At 53.3% G+C, this 20,227-nt stretch carries 20 protein-coding genes; 10 read left to right on the top strand and 10 right to left on the bottom strand.

All coding sequences use genetic code 11. The annotated features are described in order from the left end of the window. Positions 1 to 55: 55 nt before the first annotated feature. The 3 genes from GEAM_RS18750 to cpxP form a co-directional block, all read right to left on the bottom strand. A complete protein-coding gene (locus GEAM_RS18750; RefSeq protein ID WP_034794585.1) occupies positions 56 to 1,045 on the bottom strand; it encodes a sulfate ABC transporter substrate-binding protein in 990 nt (329 codons plus the stop codon). A 186-nt stretch (positions 1,046 to 1,231) separates the two neighbouring features. After that, on the bottom strand, positions 1,232 to 2,218 hold the full coding sequence (gene pfkA / locus GEAM_RS18745; protein ID WP_034794584.1) for a 6-phosphofructokinase: 987 nt from the start codon (positions 2,216 to 2,218) through the stop codon (positions 1,232 to 1,234). A gap of 527 nt (positions 2,219 to 2,745) precedes the next feature. Then, positions 2,746 to 3,252: a cell-envelope stress modulator CpxP gene (cpxP, locus tag GEAM_RS18740; RefSeq protein ID WP_034794582.1), complete on the bottom strand. Its 507-nt coding sequence runs from the start codon at positions 3,250 to 3,252 to the stop codon at positions 2,746 to 2,748. 151 nt (positions 3,253 to 3,403) lie between these two features. On the opposite strand from cpxP, the gene cpxR reads away from it, so the two are divergent. The 3 genes from cpxR to trmL are packed head-to-tail and all read left to right on the top strand — an operon-like array spanning position 3,404 to position 5,982. Then, positions 3,404 to 4,105, top strand: coding sequence for an envelope stress response regulator transcription factor CpxR (gene cpxR / locus GEAM_RS18735; RefSeq protein WP_034794579.1), 702 nt, complete (start codon positions 3,404 to 3,406; stop codon positions 4,103 to 4,105). Next, entirely contained in the window at positions 4,102 to 5,472 is a 1,371-nt protein-coding gene (cpxA, locus tag GEAM_RS18730; RefSeq protein WP_034794576.1) for an envelope stress sensor histidine kinase CpxA, read from the top strand. The genes cpxR and cpxA overlap by 4 nt, the downstream gene beginning before the upstream one ends. Positions 5,473 to 5,508: 36 nt before the next feature. Further along, the gene (trmL, locus tag GEAM_RS18725; protein ID WP_034794573.1) at positions 5,509 to 5,982 is read left to right on the top strand and encodes a tRNA (uridine(34)/cytosine(34)/5-carboxymethylaminomethyluridine(34)-2'-O)-methyltransferase TrmL; all 474 of its coding nucleotides are present in this window, start codon (positions 5,509 to 5,511) and stop codon (positions 5,980 to 5,982) included. A gap of 63 nt (positions 5,983 to 6,045) precedes the next feature. On the opposite strand, the gene cysE is transcribed toward trmL, so the two are convergent. From cysE to GEAM_RS18700, 5 genes are all read right to left on the bottom strand, one after another. Further along, positions 6,046 to 6,867: a serine O-acetyltransferase gene (gene cysE / locus GEAM_RS18720; RefSeq protein ID WP_034794571.1), complete on the bottom strand. Its 822-nt coding sequence runs from the start codon at positions 6,865 to 6,867 to the stop codon at positions 6,046 to 6,048. Between the two features lie 82 nt (positions 6,868 to 6,949). Beyond that, positions 6,950 to 7,969, bottom strand: a complete 1,020-nt coding sequence (gene gpsA / locus GEAM_RS18715) for an NAD(P)H-dependent glycerol-3-phosphate dehydrogenase (protein ID WP_034794569.1) — start codon at positions 7,967 to 7,969, stop codon at positions 6,950 to 6,952. Continuing rightward, the gene (gene secB, locus GEAM_RS18710; RefSeq protein ID WP_034794567.1) at positions 7,969 to 8,439 is read right to left on the bottom strand and encodes a protein-export chaperone SecB; all 471 of its coding nucleotides are present in this window, start codon (positions 8,437 to 8,439) and stop codon (positions 7,969 to 7,971) included. The genes gpsA and secB overlap by 1 nt, the downstream gene beginning before the upstream one ends. A 68-nt stretch (positions 8,440 to 8,507) precedes the next feature. Beyond that, positions 8,508 to 8,759, bottom strand: coding sequence for a glutaredoxin 3 (gene grxC / locus GEAM_RS18705; RefSeq protein WP_034794565.1), 252 nt, complete (start codon positions 8,757 to 8,759; stop codon positions 8,508 to 8,510). 49 nt (positions 8,760 to 8,808) lie between these two features. Further along, entirely contained in the window at positions 8,809 to 9,240 is a 432-nt protein-coding gene (locus tag GEAM_RS18700; RefSeq protein ID WP_034794563.1) for a rhodanese-like domain-containing protein, read from the bottom strand. Positions 9,241 to 9,543: 303 nt separating this feature from the next. Here GEAM_RS18700 and gpmM point away from each other — a divergent pair, with 303 nt between their 5' ends. From gpmM to GEAM_RS18685, 3 genes are all read left to right on the top strand, one after another. Continuing rightward, positions 9,544 to 11,088, top strand: a complete 1,545-nt coding sequence (gene gpmM, locus GEAM_RS18695; RefSeq protein WP_034794560.1) for a 2,3-bisphosphoglycerate-independent phosphoglycerate mutase — start codon at positions 9,544 to 9,546, stop codon at positions 11,086 to 11,088. 227 nt (positions 11,089 to 11,315) lie between these two features. After that, positions 11,316 to 12,581, top strand: coding sequence for a murein hydrolase activator EnvC (gene envC, locus GEAM_RS18690; RefSeq protein WP_051899577.1), 1,266 nt, complete (start codon positions 11,316 to 11,318; stop codon positions 12,579 to 12,581). A gap of 2 nt (positions 12,582 to 12,583) precedes the next feature. After that, positions 12,584 to 13,531, top strand: a complete 948-nt coding sequence (locus tag GEAM_RS18685; protein WP_034794557.1) for a divergent polysaccharide deacetylase family protein — start codon at positions 12,584 to 12,586, stop codon at positions 13,529 to 13,531. A 67-nt stretch (positions 13,532 to 13,598) separates the two neighbouring features. Here the strand turns inward: GEAM_RS18685 and tdh are convergent, their stop codons facing one another. Together tdh and GEAM_RS18675 are read right to left on the bottom strand one after the other, a co-directional pair. Beyond that, positions 13,599 to 14,624 carry an L-threonine 3-dehydrogenase gene (tdh, locus tag GEAM_RS18680; protein ID WP_034794554.1) on the bottom strand — a complete coding sequence of 342 codons (1,026 nt, stop codon included), beginning with the start codon at positions 14,622 to 14,624 and terminating at the stop codon, positions 13,599 to 13,601. 9 nt (positions 14,625 to 14,633) lie between these two features. Further along, positions 14,634 to 15,830 carry a glycine C-acetyltransferase gene (locus GEAM_RS18675; RefSeq protein ID WP_034794551.1) on the bottom strand — a complete coding sequence of 399 codons (1,197 nt, stop codon included), beginning with the start codon at positions 15,828 to 15,830 and terminating at the stop codon, positions 14,634 to 14,636. 243 nt (positions 15,831 to 16,073) lie between these two features. Between GEAM_RS18675 and rfaD the strand changes: the two genes are divergently transcribed. From rfaD to GEAM_RS18655, 4 genes are read left to right on the top strand one after another with little or no spacing between them, the layout of a single operon-like run. Then, entirely contained in the window at positions 16,074 to 17,006 is a 933-nt protein-coding gene (rfaD, locus tag GEAM_RS18670) for an ADP-glyceromanno-heptose 6-epimerase (protein WP_034794548.1), read from the top strand. Positions 17,007 to 17,038: 32 nt separating this feature from the next. Beyond that, positions 17,039 to 18,088 carry an ADP-heptose--LPS heptosyltransferase RfaF gene (gene rfaF, locus GEAM_RS18665; protein ID WP_034794545.1) on the top strand — a complete coding sequence of 350 codons (1,050 nt, stop codon included), beginning with the start codon at positions 17,039 to 17,041 and terminating at the stop codon, positions 18,086 to 18,088. Then, complete coding sequence (rfaC, locus tag GEAM_RS18660) at positions 18,088 to 19,050, top strand: lipopolysaccharide heptosyltransferase RfaC (protein WP_034794542.1); 963 nt, start codon at positions 18,088 to 18,090, stop codon at positions 19,048 to 19,050. The genes rfaF and rfaC overlap by 1 nt, the downstream gene beginning before the upstream one ends. After that, positions 19,050 to 20,219 (top strand): glycosyltransferase, encoded by a 1,170-nt coding sequence (locus GEAM_RS18655; protein WP_034794539.1) that lies wholly within the window; start codon positions 19,050 to 19,052, stop codon positions 20,217 to 20,219. Before rfaC ends, GEAM_RS18655 begins: the two co-directional genes overlap by 1 nt. Positions 20,220 to 20,227 lie beyond the last annotated feature (8 nt).

Here is a 20,227-nt window from a genome sequence, read left to right as displayed (position 1 = left end):
GATTCGGATAAGCAACCGCATCCAACGCCGCGACAGCACCAAGTATGACGGGCATTTAGCGTTTGCTGATTTGGTCGAAGATCCCACCAGTCGAGAAGTGGTCTTTCTGTGCTTCGGCCCAAGTTCCTGCCACCTGATCGATAGTGAACAGCTTCAGTTTAGGGAATTCAGCAGCAAACTTCTTCTCAACGGCTGGGTCACGCGGACGGTAATAGTTTTCCGCAGCGATGGTTTGACCTTCTGTTGAATAGAGGTATTTCAGGTAAGCGTCAGCCACTTCGCGGGTGCCGCGTTTGTCGACCACTTTATCCACCACGGAGACGGTAGGTTCAGCCAGAATGGATTCGCTTGGCGTCACAATCTCAAACTTGTCGCTGCCCAAATCTTTGGTTGCCAGCAGGGCTTCGTTTTCCCACGCGATCAGCACGTCGCCGATACCGCGCTCAACGAAGGTGTTGGTTGCGCCGCGAGCGCCGGAGTCCAGCACTTCAACGTTTTTAAACAAGGCCTTCAGGAATTCCTGAGCTTTGGCTTTGTCATTGTTGTTGTGATGCAGAGCGTAGCCCCACGCCGCCAGATAGTTCCAGCGCGCGCCGCCCGAGGTTTTCGGGTTTGGCGTGATGATAGATACGCCCGGCTTGATCAAATCATTCCAGTCGTGAATTTGTTTCGGGTTGCCCTTCTTCACCAGGAAGACGATGGTGGAGGTGTAAGGCGCGGAGTTGTCCGGCAGGCGTTTGATCCAGTTTTTGTCGATACGGCCGCGTTCGGCTATCGCATCCACGTCATAGGCCAGCGCGAGGGTCACCACGTCAGCTTCGATACCATTGATAACGGAGGTCGCCTGTTTGCCAGAGCCGCCGTGAGATTGACGCACGGTTACGGTGTCGCCGGTTTTACCCTGCCAGTATTTGCTGAACGCCTTGTTGTATTGCTCGTAGAATTCACGCGTTGGATCATAAGATACGTTCAGAATCTGAACATCTTTCGCAATTGCGCCCGTCGCCACCAGCAGTAATGCCAGACCTACACCCCATTTACGCATCTCACTGTCTCCCAGAAATTTTTTCAATGGATTGGATTTATCGTATTAGATGCATAGAGCCTGCCAGAGAAAAATCGAACAACTAAAGACTAAAAAGTATTTTTCTATTCCATTCAGGAATAACTGTTTTTTAGGCAAAAAAAAGCCCCCACGCGTGGAGGCTTCATCATTAAGTAATTATCTGTTTTAGAATAATTTTTTAGCTGTGTCGTACCAGTCTTCTTTGAATTTACTTTTCTTATTTTCTGGAGAAATACAGATAGAAATTAATTCATGAACCATTTTTTCGTTTTCAACACCGACGCAGAAACCGCCTTGGGTGTAGTCGCGGCCTTCTTCCAGCAGCAGGTCAACAGCATAAGCACCCATGCGTGAAGCCAGAATACGGTCATAAGCGACTGGCGCACCACCACGTTGGATGTGGCCTAAAACGGTACCGCGAGTTTCACGGCAGGTTTCTTTCTCAATGTATTTAGCCAGCTCGTCGATATCATCCAGTTTCTCAGTGATAGCTACGATTGCGTGCTTTTTACCTTTGGCGATACCGGCTTTGATTTCAGCAACCAAGTCATCACGTTTGAATTCAACTTCCGGGATAGCGATAAATTCGCAACCACCGGCGATAGCAGCAGCCAGAGTCAAATCGCCACAGTGGCGGCCCATCACTTCAACGATGGAAATACGTTGGTGAGAAGAAGAGGTGTCGCGCAGACGGTCGATAGCTTCAACCACAGTACCCAACGCGGTGAAGAAGCCGATGGTGTAGTCAGTACCCGCCACGTCGTTGTCGATAGTGCCTGGCAGACCGATACAGCGAATACCGCCCTCTTTGGTCAGCAGGTCAGCACCCGCGTAAGAGCCGTCACCGCCGATAACCACTAAACCGTCGATACCACGGTCTTTCAGGTTTTTCAGGGCAACTTTGCGGTTTTCAGGATCACGGAATTCAGGGAAACGTGCAGAACCTAAGAAAGTACCGCCACGGTTGATCATGTCGGACACGCTGTAGCGGTCCAGTGGTCGCATGCGGTTTTCGTAGAGGCCAAAGTAGCCATCTTCAATACCGAAAACTTCTAAACCTGCTGATAGAGCAGCACGAACAACACCGCGAATTGCGGCATTCATGCCTGGCGCATCGCCGCCACTTGTCAGTACACCGATTTTTTTAATCATGACCACCTCTGAACTTGTAGATGCAATTTCTTAAGAATTCTTGAGCATGCCTATTGGCCCGGATACTAGCTGGCACTACTACTAAATGGCTAATAGCGTTTGATGTTTATAGTATAACAAAACACCATCGCTGAATTGATTCAAGTCAGCAAGAATACGCTTACTGCGTTGACCCTTGGCAATTTAATGATTCACCCTGTTTTTACAACATATTTCCGGCATTTTCCTCGCGGAAAGAGGCGCTTTCATTGCCGTTCAAGGGAGCTTTAAATGTAGACGCCAATCGCGAAAGCCAAAAGAACCCGCACAGGCTTTAAACAGCGTCTTTATTAGCGACTATCCTAAGAATAGCATTGTTCTAAGATACATCTGACTGATAATACGAGATATCTCTTATCTTGGGATGAAAACTGCTGGGAGTTACAGGCGCAACTAATGCGCCGATTTGTGGCCTTTGCCGCAAAAAAAACCCCACCTTTCGGTGGGGAAGACAGGGATGGTGTCTATGGCAAGGAAAAACAGGGGTATTACTGGGTACTGATACTACTTGGCTTCTGGGCAGAAGTAGGTTGTAAGCCAGCCATTTGCTGCTGCATCTGTTGCATGCGCTGCTCATGTTTCTGGTTTAATACGTTTTTCTGTTCGGGAGTCAGAAGATTGAACATCTGATTGCGGATGCGGGCCATTTCAACCTGGCGATCCACTTGCTCCTGAGCCATGACTTCGGCCTGTGCCCGAACAGCTTTTTGATCAAAATTCTCAGCGGTTACCAGACGATGCATGGTTTCCATCTGTTCTACATTAATATGGGGTAAGTCTTTGCGAGCCTGATGCATCAAGTCACGCATTTGCTGGCGCTGCTGCTCAGTCAGATTAACGCCATCAAACATGGTGTTGCGTTCCTGAGGCTTGTCCAGCATGTTGGTATCTTGAGCTGAAGGTGCCACTGGCGTCACATTAGCGGTATCCGCTAAAACGACACCCGAACTCAGTGTCAGTATCGAGGCCGTAACTAATGCAGCTACCTTAGACATCATTAACTCCTATATCTTTATCGCTTATCGCGAATCATTGGAAATCAGTCTAAACCGGTCGCTGCAAACATGCGTCAGTGCATGTAAAAGTACGTAAAGTCATGGAATAGCGGCAATTGATGACGTATTTTGCGTCTTAGAGGTAAATACAATGAATAAAATTTTGTTGGTTGATGACGACCGTGAACTGACTTCACTCTTAAAAGAATTGCTCGAAATGGAAGGCTTTAATGTGGTGGTTGCTTACGATGGTGAGCAGGCCCTTGAAAAGCTGGATAACAGTATCGATTTGCTTTTGCTCGACGTGATGATGCCAAAGAAAAATGGCATTGAAACCTTAAAAGAACTTCGTCAACGCCACCAAACGCCGGTCATTATGCTGACTGCGCGCGGTAGCGAGCTGGATCGCGTTTTGGGTCTGGAGCTCGGTGCTGATGACTATTTACCTAAACCGTTTAACGACCGCGAACTGGTCGCGCGTATTCGCGCCATGCTGCGCCGTTCCAACTGGAGCGAACAGCAGCAAACTGGCGAAAGCAACGGCTCGCCAACGCTGGAAGTGGATGGCTTGCAGCTGAATCCAGGTCGTCAGGAAGCCAGCTTCGGCGGCGTCGCGCTCGACCTTACCGGGACTGAATTCACCCTGCTCTATCTGCTGGCGAAGCATTTAGGTCAGGTGGTGTCGCGTGAGCATTTAAGCCAAGAAGTGCTGGGCAAACGCCTGACGCCTTTTGACCGTGCTATCGACATGCATATCTCCAACCTTCGCCGCAAACTTCCCGATCGTCAGGATGGCCATCCTTGGTTTAAAACGCTGCGCGGACGCGGCTATTTGATGGTATCCGCTACATGATCAACAGCCTAACGGCACGCATTTTTGCGATTTTCTGGTTTACCGTTGCCTTAGTTTTGATGCTGGTTTTAATGGTGCCCAAGCTTGATTCACGCCAATTAACCCCGCTGCTCGATAGTGAACAGCGGCAAGGCTTGATGATTGAACAGCACGTTGAAGCCGAGCTGGCGGGCGACCCGGCGAATGACCTGATGTGGTGGCGTCGGCTATTCCGCGCTATCGAAAAGTGGGCTCCGCCGGGCCAGCGCCTGTTGCTGGTCACCAGCGAAGGCCGCGTCATTGGTGCGCAGCGCAACGAAATGCAGGTGGTGCGTAACTTCATTGGGCAGTCAGATAACTCAGATCGTCCGAAAAAGAAAAAGTATGGCCGTCTTGAAATGGTCGGGCCTTTTTCCGTTCGCGACGGTGAAGACAATTATCAGCTCTACCTGATTCGCCCAGCCAGCAGCCCGCAGTGGGACTTCATCAACCTGATGTTTGACCGCCCATTCTTGCTGCTGATCGTCACCATGTTAATCAGCTCACCGCTGCTGCTGTGGCTGTCGTGGAGTCTGGCGAAACCTGCCCGTAAGTTGAAAAACGCGGCGGACGACGTAGCGCGAGGCAATCTCAAGCAGCATCCAGAACTGGAAGCCGGGCCGCAGGAGTTCTTGGCGACCGGGGCCAGCTTCAACCAGATGGTCAGCGCCCTTGAACGCATGGTCACGGCTCAACAGCGGCTTATCTCGGATATCTCGCACGAGCTGAGAACCCCGTTGACTCGCCTCCAGCTGGCGACTGCGCTGATGCGCCGCCGTCACGGTGAAGGCAAGGAGCTGCAGCGTATTGAGACGGAAGCACAGCGCCTCGACAGCATGATCAACGACCTGTTGGTGCTTTCCCGCAGTCAGCATAAGAATGAGCTGGCGAGGGAGATGCTGAAGGCCAATGACCTGTGGGCCGACGTGATTGAAAACGCCCAGTTCGAAGCTGAGCAGATGGGTAAAACGCTGGAAGTGCCGGTACCACCGGGTCCGTGGAAGCTGTTTGGTAACCCGGCCGCGCTGGACAGCGCCCTTGAGAATATCGTTCGCAACGCGCTACGTTACTCAAATACCCATATTGCGCTGAACTTCGCCTGCGACAATGAAGGCATCACCATCACGGTTGATGATGATGGTCCGGGCGTCAGCGAAGCTGACCGCGAGCAGATTTTCCGTCCATTCTACCGTACCGACGAGGCGCGCGACCGTGAGTCCGGCGGAACCGGGTTAGGTTTGGCGATTGTCGACACCGCAGTTCAACAGCACCGTGGTTGGGTGAAAGCCGAAGATAGCCCGCTGGGCGGCCTGCGACTTATCATCTGGCTACCGCTGCATCAGCGTTAAGATTCTGCTATTCTGCGCCCTCTTACAGGGGGGCGCATGCTTAACATCGTACTTTTTGAACCAGAAATCCCACCAAATACGGGCAATATAATCCGCCTGTGTGCCAACACCGGCTTCCAGTTGCACCTCATCGAACCTCTTGGGTTCGGCTGGGATGACAAGAAGCTGCGCCGTGCCGGTTTGGACTATCACGAATTCGCCAACATTAAGCATCATGCCAACTATGACGCGTTTCTCAGCAGTGAGAACCCACAGCGAATCTTTGCCCTGACCACCAAAGGCACGCCAGCGCACAGTGCGGTGAGCTATCAAGCCGGGGATTATTTGCTGTTTGGGCCTGAGACACGCGGACTGCCGCCGGTAATTCTGGACAACCTGCCAGCGAATCAAAAAATCCGCATTCCAATGCAGCCAGAAAGCCGCAGCATGAACCTGTCGAATGCGGTATCAGTGGTGGTATACGAAGCATGGCGCCAGATGGGCTACCCCGGCGCGCTGATTAAAAGCTGAGAGCTTTTTTAGTCGAAGTAAAAACAGAAATGGCATGTGAACACATGCCATTGATAGCCAGACTTAGATCCCGTCGCCGAACTCGAAGCCTTGAGTAATGCCGTTGAAATGCTGATCCATGTCCATCGACGGTCTTTCGCTCTCTGGGCGACCAACAATGCGAGCTGGCACCCCTGCCGCCGTGGTGTGCGCCGGAACGGATTGCAGCACCACTGAGCCAGCACCAATCTTGGCACCTACGCCGACTTCAATGTTACCCAGAATCTTGGCACCCGCGCCAATCATCACGCCTTCGCGGATTTTTGGGTGACGGTCGCCGCAGGTCTTGCCTGTCCCGCCCAGGGTGACTGACTGCAAGATTGAGACGTCGTTTTCGACCACGGCCGTTTCACCAATGACGATACCCGTCGCGTGGTCGAGCATGATGCCGCAACCAATTCGCGCTGCCGGGTGGATATCCACGCCAAAGGTGACGGAAATTTGATTTTGGAAATAGATGGCCAGCGCCTGACGGTCTTGCTTCCACAGCCAGTTACCAATGCGGTAAGCCTGCAGCGCGTGAAAACCCTTCAAATAGAGCAGCGGCGTGGAGTATTTATCCACTGCCGCATCGCGCTGATGCACCGCAAGGATGTCACGCGCGGCGGACAGCGTCATCTGGGCGTCATTGCGATAAGCCTCTTCCACCACTTCACGAATGGCAATCGCTGGCATAATCGGGCTGCCCAGCTTGTTAGCCAGAATGTAGCTTAATGCCCCGTCGAGGTTTTCATGCTTGAGCAACGTCGCATGAAAAAAGCTCGCTAGCATAGGTTCACACTCAGCCAGCGCTCTCGCCTCTGATTTAATGTTTTTCCAGACCAGTTCCAGCTCTTCTAACGACATTACTGTTCCTTACGGCTTCGATAAGATAATAAAAAGCCGCTCTATCGGGTTACCAATAGAGTGGCTCTGTCCCGGCTTACAATCAGTGGCTGCTTTTTTCGTCTTTACTTGCACGAGCCAGCAAGCTGATTGCCGCTTCGCGGGCATCTTTCTGGCAATACAGTACTTGATAGATTTGTTCAGTGATTGGCATTTCAACGTTGTAACGCTGTGCCAGCGCACGGACTTCTTTGGTATTCCGGTAGCCTTCGACCACCTGACCAATCTTATCCTGCGCACCCTGAACATCCATCCCCTCGCCCAGCATAATGCCAAAACGCCGGTTACGAGATTGATTGTCTGTGCAGGTTAACACCAAATCACCCAGCCCCGCCATGCCCATAAATGTGGACGGATCAGCACCAAGTGCTGAGCCAAGGCGGCTCATTTCTGCTAAGCCACGGGTGATGAGCGCGGTACGCGCATTGGCACCAAAGCCGATGCCATCGGACATCCCGGCACCAATGGCAATCACGTTCTTCACCGCGCCGCCAAGCTGCACGCCGACGAAATCGGGGTTGCTGTAGACGCGGAAACTCTTGCCGCAGTGCAGTAGCTGTTGCAGATCTTCAGCAAATTCCGCGTTGGTGGCGGCCAGCGCTATCGCGGTTGGCATCCCGGCAGCCAGCTCTTTGGCAAAAGTTGGACCTGAAACCACGGCTAACGGAATGTCATCGCCTAAGATTTCACGAGCGACGTCTTGCAGCAGACGCCCCGTTTCCGCCTCAAGGCCTTTAGTGGCCCAGACGACACGAGAATCAGCGCGAAGATGAGGTTTGATCTGCTGGAGGACATCACCAAAGACGTGGCTCGGCACAACCACCAGAATATTGCGGCTAGCGGCCAGCGCAACGGCGAGGTCGGTTTCCAGCACTAAGCTGTCAGGGAAAGGAACGTCCGGCAGAAATGCCTGATTGCAGCGAGCGGCTTGTAACGTGCGGATGTTATCGGCGTTATGGCCCCACAGCACCACGTTGTGGCCATTTCTGGCGAGCGTTATGGCTAAAGCGGTGCCGTATGAGCCGGCACCGATCACAGTCATTGAAGCATTGACGGTTTTCATCAGGCATCCTGATGTGGTTCTGCACCTTCGCCTTCAGCCTGCTGTTGCAGATAGTTCATGAACAGCGCGTCGAAGTTCACAGGTGCCAGATTCAGTTGCGGGAAAGTACCGCGAGAAACCAGGCTGGTGATGCACTCACGAGCATATGGGAACAGAATGTTCGGGCAGTAAGCACCCAGGCAATGTGCCAGTTGGTTCCCATCGATGCCGGAGATGGTGAAGATACCACCTTGTTGCACTTCACACAGGAAAGCAGTGTCGTCGCCCAGTGAAGAAGTCACGGTCACACGCAGTACCACTTCATACACTTCATCAGCCAGTTGGCTTGAAGCCGTATCTAAATCAAGTTTAACTTCTGGCTGCCAGTCTTGCTGGAAAACCTGAGGCGCGTTTGGCGCTTCGAAGGAGATATCCTTGGTGTAGATACGCTGGATCTGGAAAGCCATCTCGGTGTTGTTTTGTTCTGACATGTAAGTAGTACCCTTAAGTTAATAGTCCTTTAAACACTTGATTAAATTACACAACTGCCTGATGTCGCTTATAGCAACGGATCAAGGCCACCTTTGGCATCAAGTGCATGTAAATCGTCGCAGCCACCAATGTGCTGTCCGTCGATAAAAATCTGAGGAACGGTAGAAGGACCGCCAGTACGCGCGATCATCTTTTCACGTTTGTCCGCATCGCCATCAATGGCGATTTCTTCAAATGCCGCGCCCTTGCTGTTAAGTAACGCTTTCGCACGATGGCAATAAGGACAGGTTGCCTTGGTATAGATTTCAATTTTAGCCATGGTAGCCACCTCAAGTGTCGTAGATGTATTACTGAGTAATTTGAAGCAATTACTTACCGCGAGCCAGTGGCAGGTTTTCGCTGCTCCAGCCAGAGATACCGTCTTTCAGGGTATAAACCTGTTCAAAACCAGCACTCACTAAGCCTTCTGCCGCAGCGCGGGAAGAGGTGCCGTTGGCGCAAACCACGATAACTGGCTGTGCTTTATGCTTCGCCAGATCACCCAAGTTGTTGCTCTTAATGTCGGCGCTCAACACGTTCAATGACGTGGAGATATGGCCTTTACGGAATTCTTCGCGTGCGCGCACGTCAACCACAACAGCGTCTTCTTTGTTGATCAGGCGGGTCGCTTCACCACGGGAGATCTCTTTTACTTTAGAAAAACGCGATTTAAAGGTGGTCACAATTACTGCAATCAGCAACGCAACCCACGCCAGGCTGAGAACCGGATGCGCACTAATGAACGGCATAATATCTTGCATGGGGTGTAGCAACTCCCGTCAGTTGGGGGAAAATTCAAGGCTTGAGAGTATACCTGCGCGCTGCGGCAAATACAGCCAGTAAGCATCTCCTAATGCCACAAACTGCGGCATATCTCGGAAAATTAACACGCATTTATCCTGCTTGTTAATCCATACATTGCCCAACTTTGATCTCTCAGGGCTATTTGTGTTTTCACTCTGACGTAAAATCCTCTCGCAAAAAGTGGGAATAGCCACGCCAAACCCGTGCTGCGGGCCACGGCGAGCCTATTCAACATTTACTCTTTTAATGAGGCTTTTGACATGTCGAGCAACAAAAAACCTATGGTACTGGTGATTCTGGACGGCTACGGGCACCGAGAGGAATCACAAGACAACGCCGTTCTGAATGCCAAAACGCCGGTGATGGATAGCCTGTGGCAGACTTACCCGCACACGCTGATCGCCGCCTCAGGTCTGGACGTTGGCTTGCCCGACGGCCAAATGGGCAACTCGGAAGTCGGTCATGTCAATCTGGGGGCGGGACGTATCGTTTATCAAGACCTGACTCGCCTTGATAAAGAAATTAAAGAAGGTGATTTCTTCGAAAATGCCGTGCTGGCTGAGGCTGTCGACCGCGCCGTAGCAGCGGGTAAAGCCGTGCACATTATGGGCCTGCTCTCTGCGGGCGGGGTTCACAGCCACGAAGACCACATCATGGCGATGATTGAACTGGCCCACCGTCGCGGCGCTAAAGCCATTTATCTGCACGCGTTCCTCGACGGTCGCGACACCCCGCCGCGCAGCGCCGAAAGCTCACTTCAGCGCTTTAGCGAAAAATTCCAGCAGCTCGGCACCGGCCGTATCGCCTCCATTATTGGCCGCTACTACGCCATGGATCGCGACAATCGCTGGGATCGCGTGCAGCAATCTTATGACCTGATGACGCAGGCCAAGGGCGCGTTCACCGCCGATAACGCCGTGGAAGCCCTGCAAGCCGCCTATGCCCGCGATGAAAACGATGAGTTCGTCAAAGCCACCGTGCTGCGCCGTGCGGGCGAAACCGATGCCGCGCTGGAAGACGGCGACGCGATGATTTTCATGAACTTCCGCGCCGACCGCGCGCGCGAAATCACCCGAGCCTTTATCAGCCCGGACTTCGACGGATTTACCCGCGATAAAGTGATTAACTTCGGTGATTTCGTGATGCTGACGGAGTACGCCGCCGATATCGACGCCGAGTGCGCCTATCCACCCGCTTCACTGAAAAACACGCTGGGTGAATGGCTGATGGCCCACAACAAAACCCAGCTGCGCATCTCCGAAACCGAGAAATATGCTCACGTCACCTTCTTCTTCAACGGCGGTATGGAAGAGCCGTTTGCCGGCGAAGACCGCATTCTGATTAAGTCGCCGAACGTCGCCACTTACGATTTGCAGCCGGAAATGAGTTCAGCAGAGCTTACGGACAAACTGCTGACCGCCATTGCCAGCGGCAAGTACGACACCATCATCTGTAACTATCCGAATGGCGACATGGTGGGTCACAGCGGCGTGTACGAAGCGGCGGTGAAAGCGGTAGAAACGCTGGATGAGTGCATCGGCAAAGTGGTCGAGGCGGTTAAAAACGCGGGCGGCCAGCTGCTGGTGACTGCCGATCACGGTAACGCCGAGCAAATGCGCGACCCGGCCACCGGGCAGGCGCACACCGCGCACACCAACCTGCCGGTGCCGCTGATTTATATCGGCACCGACGCGCAGGTGGTTGAAGGCGGCAAGCTTTCCGATATCGCGCCAACCATGCTGTCACTGATGGGTATGCAAACCCCGGCCGAAATGAGCGGGAAGCCGCTTTTTATCGCCAAATAGTCCTGAACAACAGCTAAACGGGCCGCACTTTCAGCGTTGCGGCCATTTGAAGGATGGCGGTTATACACTACAGTTTTAAGGCGTATTAGCGCGGGCTAGTGCGCCTTTTTTGTTTGTGCATCAGGCTGTTGATTAGTGGTACGATAACCTGAAGGACAGCCAGATTGTCTATCATCCACGGTCGGCAAGCAGGAAAAAGTTTGAGCAAATTCATCAATTTCAGCGCAATGAAAAACCGTCTTTCTATTAATGATAAGACGACATTAGGCAGCCCGGCGTCCGCATTTTTGCTTTGCGCCTCGTTACTCGTTCCTGCTTTTGTTGCACACGCTGACGACAATAAAGACCAGCTCAAAACTCTCCAGCAAAGCATCGCCGAAAAAGAGAAAAGCGTTAAGCAGCAGAAACAGCAACGCAGTTCGTTGCAGGACCAGTTGCAGGCGCAGGAAAAGATCATCGCCTCGGCCAGCCGTGGGCTGCGTGATACTCAATCGACCCTCGCCACCCTCAATAAAGAAATCGCCAATTTAAATGCCTCGATAGACAAACTGCAAAAGCAGCAAAAAAGTCAGGAAGAAATTCTGGCGAAACAGCTGGATGCCGCCTTCCGCGTGGGTCAGCACAGTGGGTTACAACTGCTGCTGAGTGGCGAAGAGAGCGAGCGCAGTGAACGCATTTTGGCCTATTTCGGCTATTTCAACGAAGCCCGTCAGAAGTCTATCGAGCAGCTTAAGCAAACGCGCACCACGCTGGCCGCGCAGCGCGTCTCGCTGGAAGCCAAACAGACCCAGCAGAGAAGCCTACTGAGCGAACAGCAGAGCCAGCAGCAAAAGCTCGAACAGGCCCGCGCAGCGCGTAAACAGACGCTGAGTTCGCTGGAAAGCTCATTGCAGAAAGATGAGCAGAGCCTGTCTGAGCTGCGCGCTAACGAAACGCGCCTGCGCGACAAGATTGCTGCCGCCGAGCGCGCCGCCCGCGCTCGCGCAGAGAAAGAGGCCAAAGAGGCCGCGGCTATTCGCGCCAAAGAGCAGCAAGCCAAGAAGAAAGGCTCCACCTACAAACCGACGCAGGGCGAGCAGGCACTGGTGTCGCGTACCGGCGGGCTGGGTCGCCCATCTGGGCAAGATATTTGGCCAGTTCGCGGCTCTATTCTGCATCGTTTCGGCGAACAGCTTCAGGGTGAGCTACGCTGGAAAGGCATCGTGATTTCGGCTCGCGAAGGGAGCGAAGTCAAAGCCGTCGCCGATGGCCGCGTTCTGCTGGCCGACTGGCTTCAGGGCTACGGTCTGGTGGTGGTTATCGAGCACGGTAAAGGTGATATGAGCCTTTATGGTTACAACCAAAGCGCGCTGGTGAACGTGGGTGACCAGGTTAAATCCGGTCAAGCCATTGCACTGGTGGGTACCAGCGGAGGTCAGGGCCAGCCATCGCTGTATTTTGAAATTCGTCGTCAGGGCCAGGCCGTTAACCCACAGCCGTGGTTGGGAAGATAGCATTGCGATATAAAAAGTCCGTTTTAGCCGCGCTCTGCGGCACCGTCCTGTTTGCCTGTCAGGCTCAGGCAGCGAAATTAGCCATCCTTATTGATGATTTTGGTTACCGCCAACAGAATGAAAATCAGGTGTTGCAGATGCCCAGGGCCGTCTCCATCGCGATTTTCCCCAATGCGCCCGATTCGCACATCATGATGGAGAAAGCCCACCAGCAGGGCCGTGAGATCCTGATCCACCTGCCGATGGCTCCCCTGAGTAAACAGCCGCTGGAAAAAGATACCTTAACGCCGTCGATGAGCAGCGAAGAGGTGAAACGTATTGTGGATCAAGCAATTAAGAGCATCCCTTACGCCGTCGGCATCAACAACCATATGGGCAGCGCCATGACCTCCAGCCTGTCGGGTATGGAGAAAGTGATGCAGGCCATGAACGCCCACAGCCTGTTTTTCCTCGACAGTATGACCATCGGCAACACCAAGTCAGTGCAGGCTGCTGCCGGGACTCAGGTGCGCGTCATCAAGCGAAACGTCTTTTTAGATGATGTGCAGAATGAAGCTGAGATCCGCAAGCAGTTCGAGCGCGCCATCCAGCTTGCTCGCCGCAATGGCTATGCCATCGCCATCGGCCACCCGCATCCGACCACGGTGCGCGTATTGCAGCAAATGTTGCCGAACTTGCCGTCGGATATCGTTTTAGTGCGTCCAAGCGATCTGCTCAATGAGCCGACCCGCAGCACGCCGGGCAAAACGCCGACCAAAGTCACGCCGCCGAAAACGGTGTTTAAAGGGGCGCGCCTCTGTACCACCAAGCAACCCGTTGCGCCGGTGTATGCTGACACTATGTTCAAAGTTATTGGTGAGAGCGTGGCACAGCTGCCTGCCGTCACCTTTGTTGAGCGCACGTGGAACACGTGGTTTGCCGACAAGCCGAATAGCGCGCCAAAGCCGTAAAATACTCTGCGTTATCAATGCAAAAAGGCCAGCACATGCTGGCCTTTGTCTTTGCTGCGACGGGAACTTACTCCCAGTTCAGGATCACTTTACCCGACTGGCCGGAACGCATGGCATCGAAACCTTTCTGGAAGTCATCAATAGAGAAATGGTGAGTGATAAGCGGGGTGAGATCCAAACCAGACTGGATCAGCGCGGCCATCTTGTACCACGTCTCAAACATCTCGCGGCCGTAAATCCCCTTGATAAACAGACCTTTGAAAATCACCTGATTCCAGTCAATCGACATATCCGAAGGCGGGATCCCCAGAAGAGCGATGCGCCCGCCGTGGTTCATGGCGTTAAGCATGGATCGGAACGCCGGAGGCGCGCCCGACATTTCCAGACCCACATCAAAGCCTTCGGTCATGCCCAGCTCGGTCATCACCTCTTCGAGCGTCTCATTTTTGACGTTTACCGCGCGGGTCACGCCCATTTTGCGCGCCAGATCCAGACGGTATTCATTCATATCAGTGATAACGACGTGGCGCGCGCCAACGTGCTTACAGATTGCCGCCGCCATGATACCAATCGGGCCAGCGCCGCTGATCAGCACGTCTTCGCCGACTAAATCGAAGGAGAGCGCGGTATGCACGGCGTTACCCAGTGGGTCGAAGATGGCAGCCAAGTCGTCAGAGATGTTGTCTGGAATTTTGAAGGCGTTGAAGGCTGGCAGCACCAGATACTCGGCAAAAGCCCCCGGACGGTTCACTCCGACACCCTGCGTGTTGCGGCACAGATGGGTGCGGCCGCCGCGACAGTTGCGGCAATGCCCACAGGTGATGTGGCCTTCGCCGGAGACGCGGTCGCCAATGTTGAAGCCTTTGACTTCCTGACCAATGCCGACCACTTCGCCGACATATTCGTGACCGACCACCATCGGTACCGGGATAGTCTTCTGCGACCATTCATCCCAGTTATAGATATGCACGTCAGTACCGCAAATGGCGGTTTTGCGAATCTTAATCAGCAGATCGTTATGGCCAAGCTCAGGCACTGGCGCATCCGTCATCCAGATACCTTCTTCACGCTTTAATTTTGCTAACGCTTTCATGCAGGTTCCTCAGGCAATCACGCCAAGCTTTTTACCAATACGGGTGAAGGCGTCCACCGCCTTTTCGATTTGTTCGGTGCTGTGCGCGGCAGACATCTGGGTGCGAATGCGCGCCTGACCTTTAGGTACTACCGGGAAGAAGAAGCCCGTGACGTAGATACCTTCGTGCTGCAAGGCCGCCGCAAACTCCTGCGCCAGCTTCGCTTCACCCAGCATCACTGGGATGATCGCGTGGTCAGCGCCAGCCAGTGTGAAACCGGCGGCGGTCATCTTCTCGCGGAACAGTTGGGCGTTGCTCATCAGCTTCTGGCGCAGTTCGCTGCCCTGCTCCAGCATAGAGAGCACTTTCAGCGAGGCGGCGACGATAGACGGCGCCAGCGAGTTGGAGAACAGGTACGGGCGCGAACGCTGGCGCAGCCAGTCAATCACCTCTTTGCGCCCTGCGGTATAGCCGCCGGACGCGCCGCCCATGGCTTTGCCAAGGGTGCCGGTGATGATGTCCACGCGACCAATCACGTCGCAATATTCGTGGGTGCCGCGACCGTGCTCGCCGACAAAGCCCACGGCGTGGGAGTCATCGACCATCACCAACGCGTCATAACGCTCGGCTAAATCGCAAATTCCGTGCAGGTTGGCAATCACGCCATCCATGGAAAATACGCCGTCGGTAGCAACCATGATGTGTCGCGCGCCTTCGGCTTTGGCCTGCTCGAGACGGGCTTCAAGCTCGGCTAAATCATTGTTGGCGTAGCGATAGCGCTTGGCTTTGCACAGACGCACGCCGTCGATGATCGACGCATGGTTAAGTGCATCAGAGATAATGGCATCTTCCGGCCCCAGTAGCGTTTCGAACAGGCCGCCGTTGGCGTCGAAGCAGGAAGAATAGAGAATGGCGTCGTCCATGCAGAGGAAGTCGGCCAAGCGACTTTCCAGCTCTTTATGTGCATCTTGGGTGCCGCAGATAAAGCGCACCGAGGCCATACCGAAGCCGTGGCTGTCTAAACCGGCTTTGGCGGCGGCGATAAGCTCAGGGTGGTTGGCGAGCCCAAGGTAGTTGTTAGCACAGAAATTGATGACCGGTTCACCACCAGCAACGGTAATTTCCGCCTGCTGTGCTGAGGTCAAAATTCGCTCTTCCTTGAACAGACCATCGGCACGCGCCTGATCAAGTTCTTCTTCCAGTTGGCGGTAAAACGAAGCGGACATAACGTTATCTCCTGAAAATGACTCATTCGTCAGACACATTACTAATCCGCCTAACGAATAACGAGTGAAGCTGTCAGAATTTCTTTATTTTGTAGCATAGTTCACGCCTTAAGCCCTGATGCACTAGAATCCAACGAATCAGATAGCTTCCGAATGTGACTGACATAATGAAGTGTTATGATATTGCCAACTGAATAGACTGCGCATGGTGCGCGGTTTTCTAAATGATTAAAGGTGAGTCCCATGATAATCGTCACTGGCGGCGCTGGTTTTATCGGCAGCAACATTATTAAATCGCTTAATGATATGGGATATCGCGATATTTTAGTGGTCGATAACCTGAAAGACGGCACCAAGTTCGTCAATCTGGTTGACCTCGATATTGCTGATTATTGCGACAAAGAAGATTTCATCGCCAGCATCGTGGCCGGTGATGATCTGGGCGACATTGACGCGATTTTCCACGAAGGTGCCTGCTCATCCACCACCGAGTGGGATGGCAAGTACATGATGGATAACAACTTCCAGTACTCCAAAGATATCCTGCACTTCTGCCTCGAGCGTGAAATCCCGTTCCTGTACGCCTCTTCTGCAGCGACCTACGGCAGCCAGAGCACCAGCTTTGTGGAAGACCGCAAGTACGAACAGCCGCTGAACGTCTATGGCTACTCCAAATTCCTGTTCGACCAATATGTGCGTGAGATCCTGCCGCACGCTGAGTCGCAGGTTTGTGGCTTCCGTTACTTCAACGTCTATGGCCCGCGCGAAGGTCATAAAGGCAGCATGGCAAGCGTGGCTTACCATCTGAACAACCAGATCAACGCGGGCGAGAATCCAAAACTGTTCGCCGGCAGCGAAGGTTTCAAACGTGACTTCATCTACGTCGGTGACGTCGCAGCCGTGAACCTGTGGTTCTGGCAGAACGGCGTTTCCGGCATCTTCAACTGCGGTACCGGTCGTTCAGAGTCCTTCCAAGCCGTGGCTGAAGCCGTGATCGAACATCACCAAAAAGGCCAAATCGAAACCATTCCATTCCCTGAAAAACTGAAAGGCCGCTACCAGTCTTTCACTCAGGCTGATATGTCCGCGTTGCGCGCAGCGGGTTATGACAAACCGTTCAAAACCGTTGCCGAAGGCGTGGCTGAATACATGACGTGGCTTAACCACGCGGTCTGATAATCAGTGTTGAGTAAAGGAATGTGTAAGTAATGAAAATGCTGGTCATTGGCCCTTCTTGGGTGGGCGACATGATGATGTCGCAAAGCCTTTACCGCACCATCAAGGCCGTTGAGCCAGCGGCAGAAATCGACGTGATGGCACCGGCGTGGTGCCGTCCACTGCTCGACAGAATGCCAGAAGTCAGCCGCGCCCTGCCGATGCCTTTAGGCCACGGGGCGCTTGAGCTGGGTGAGCGTCGGCGTCTGGGCGTTGCCCTGCGCGAGAACCACTATCAGCGCGCCTTCGTTCTGCCAAACTCCTTCAAGTCCGCACTGGTGCCCTTCTTCGCCAAGGTTCCGCAAAGAACCGGCTGGCGAGGCGAGATGCGCTACGGCCTGCTTAATGATATTCGCGTACTGGATAAGCCCGCTTTTCCGCTGATGGTTCAGCGCTACGTGGCGCTGGCCTATGACGCCAAGCAGATTCACTCCGCGGCCGATCTGCCTCAGCCTCTGCTGTGGCCACAGTTGCGCGTCACTGATACTGAAGTCGCCGACGTTAGCCAAGCCTTCGCGCTTTCCGCTGCAAGGCCGGTGATTGGCTTCTGTCCGGGTGCCGAGTTCGGCCCGGCGAAGCGCTGGCCGCACTATCACTACGCGGCGTTAGCCGAAAAGCTGATTGCTGATGGCTATCAAGTGGTGCTTTTTGGCTCGGCCAAAGACCATCCGGCGGGCGAAGATATTCGCGCTGCGCTGACCGAGTCGGCTCAGGCGCTGTGCCTCAATCTGGCAGGTAAAACCTCCCTCGACCAAGCCGTGGTGCTGATCGCCGCCTGTCAGGCAGTGGTCAGCAATGACTCGGGCCTGATGCACGTCGCGGCCGCGCTGAACAAGCCGCTGGTCGCACTCTATGGGCCGAGCAGCCCTGACTTCACCCCGCCGCTCAGCCAGTATGCCAAAGTGATTCGCCTGATCACCGGCTATCACAAGGTGCGTAAAGGGGATGCCGAGCAGGGTTATCATCAAAGTCTGATCGACATTCAACCCGAGCAGGTATATCAAGAGTTGTCTCAGCTATTGGTTTCAGGAAAGGACATGTAATGCGGGTACTGATTGTCAAAACATCATCAATGGGCGATGTCCTGCACACTCTTCCTGCATTAACTGATGCGATGAACGCCATTCCGGGTATCTCTTTCGACTGGGTGGTGGAAGAAGGCTTTGCACAAATTCCTAGCTGGCACCCGGCCGTCGACCGCGTTATCCCAGTGGCCATTCGCCGCTGGAGAAAGAACTGGTTTGGCTCCGAAACGCGCCAGCAACGCTGTGATTTCAAACGAGAGCTGCAATCGCGCACCTACGATGCGGTAATTGACGCTCAAGGCCTAATCAAGAGCGCAGCGCTGATCACCCGCGTAGCCAAAGGCCGCAAACATGGGCAAGACGCCAAAAGCGCCCGCGAGCCTTTCGCCAGTTGGTTTTTCAATCAGCGCCATGAGATAAGCAAGCAGCAGCACGCCGTCGAACGTACGCGCGAACTGTTCGCGAAAAGTTTGGGCTATGAGAAGCCGGAAACACAGGGCGATTACGCCATCGCCGCGCGCTTCTTAGCGAACCCGCCTGCCGATGCCAACCGCTATCTGGTTTTCCTTCACGCCACTACCCGCGCGGACAAGCATTGGCCAGAAAGCCACTGGCGCGAACTGATTGGCTTATTCAGCAATCAGGATATCGTGATTAAACTGCCTTGGGGCGCGGAGCACGAATATCAGCGCGCATGCCGTCTGGCAGAAGGCTTCGAGCACGTCGTGGTGCTGCCAAAGATGAGTCTCGAACAGGTCGCCAGCATGCTAGTCGGCGCGAAAGCCGTGGTATCGGTAGATACCGGCCTGAGCCATCTTACAGCGGCTCTCGACAGACCAAACATTACGATTTATGGCCCGACCGATCCGGGGTTGATCGGGGGTTATGGGAAGAATCAGCAGTCATTGACTGCCGAAGACAAGGACATGGCGTCTATTTCAGCGGCGCGGGTATTTGAAGCTTTAGGTGGGCAACTCTAATGAAAAAGCTGCATGTTATTAATTTGGAAAAGATGGGTGGTGTTGAACGCCTGTTCCTTCAATACATTAATAATGACCCTGACAACATCAATGAAATTCTTTGTATTAACAGTCAGGTCGGCGGCGAGATAGAGAAAAAACTGGCCGGAAAAAAAGTGTCCTATGCCAACCGTATATTCAATGGTTTCTCAACGCGTTACCCTCAGTTTTTGCGAAAATTTGTCCTTAAACATAAAATCGAAAAAGCCAATGCTGATGTGATTGTGGTTTGGGATCTGGTGCCGGTGCTGGCTGCAAAACCGAAACGCGGTAAGTTTATTTATTACGATCACGGCTGTTCGTGGCGTTATCCTAAAAATAGCAAAACGCTAGGCTTCTTCGCCATGCTAGATGGCGTGATGTCGGCCTCGTGGGCTTCCAAGCGCGTGATGGAGCTGCGGTTCAACTTACCGATAGCTTGTGAAGTGGTACCGAACCGAATTGAGACACCACCCGGCGTGCATTTCGAAGCCAAAACGCTGCCTGAGACTGTCCGGATTGGCACTGCCTCCAGATTGGTGACACTAAAAGGCATCAGCGTTTCCCTGCTGATGATGCGCGAGTTACTTAACCGTGGCCACAAGGTAAAACTGGAGATTGCCGGTAAAGGACCAGACCGGCAATTGCTGGAAGAGCTGACAGAAAGACTCGAGTTGAACAATCACGTCACCTTTAGTGGTTTTCAGGACAATGTGAGTGAATTCTTCAACCGCACAGATGTCTACATGAGCACCCCAGTGACCGAGCCATTTGGGCTGTCATGCGTTGAGGCGCTCTATTTCAGCGTGCCGGTTGTTTTTCCCTTTGTGGATGGGCAGCCCGAAGCCGTAAAGGATAAGGAGTGTGGGTTGGGATTGGTGCCTAAAATCAGTTTTGAAGAGCACCAAAAACTGACGGGGATTAAGATTGATTTCCCTTATGAGGTTTATGATCCACTTGCTGACAAATTAGTGACACCAAAACTACTTTGTCACATAGAATGTGCGGATGCGGTTGAACAAATGATAAATGAATCTAATTATCAAAAACTGCGCGAAAACGCACACAAGTTCACGACGCAATCCTTGGATTACAGTGCCTTCAAAAAGCAGTTTGAAGCTATCCTCGCTCGTTACGTTGCCGAAGAATAGGCTATCTG

Source organism: Ewingella americana ATCC 33852, assembly GCF_000735345.1.
Taxonomy (GTDB): domain Bacteria; phylum Pseudomonadota; class Gammaproteobacteria; order Enterobacterales; family Enterobacteriaceae; genus Ewingella; species Ewingella americana.
The sequence above is the reverse complement of the archived record's forward strand: the minus strand, read 5'-3'. Positions and strand labels throughout refer to the sequence as shown.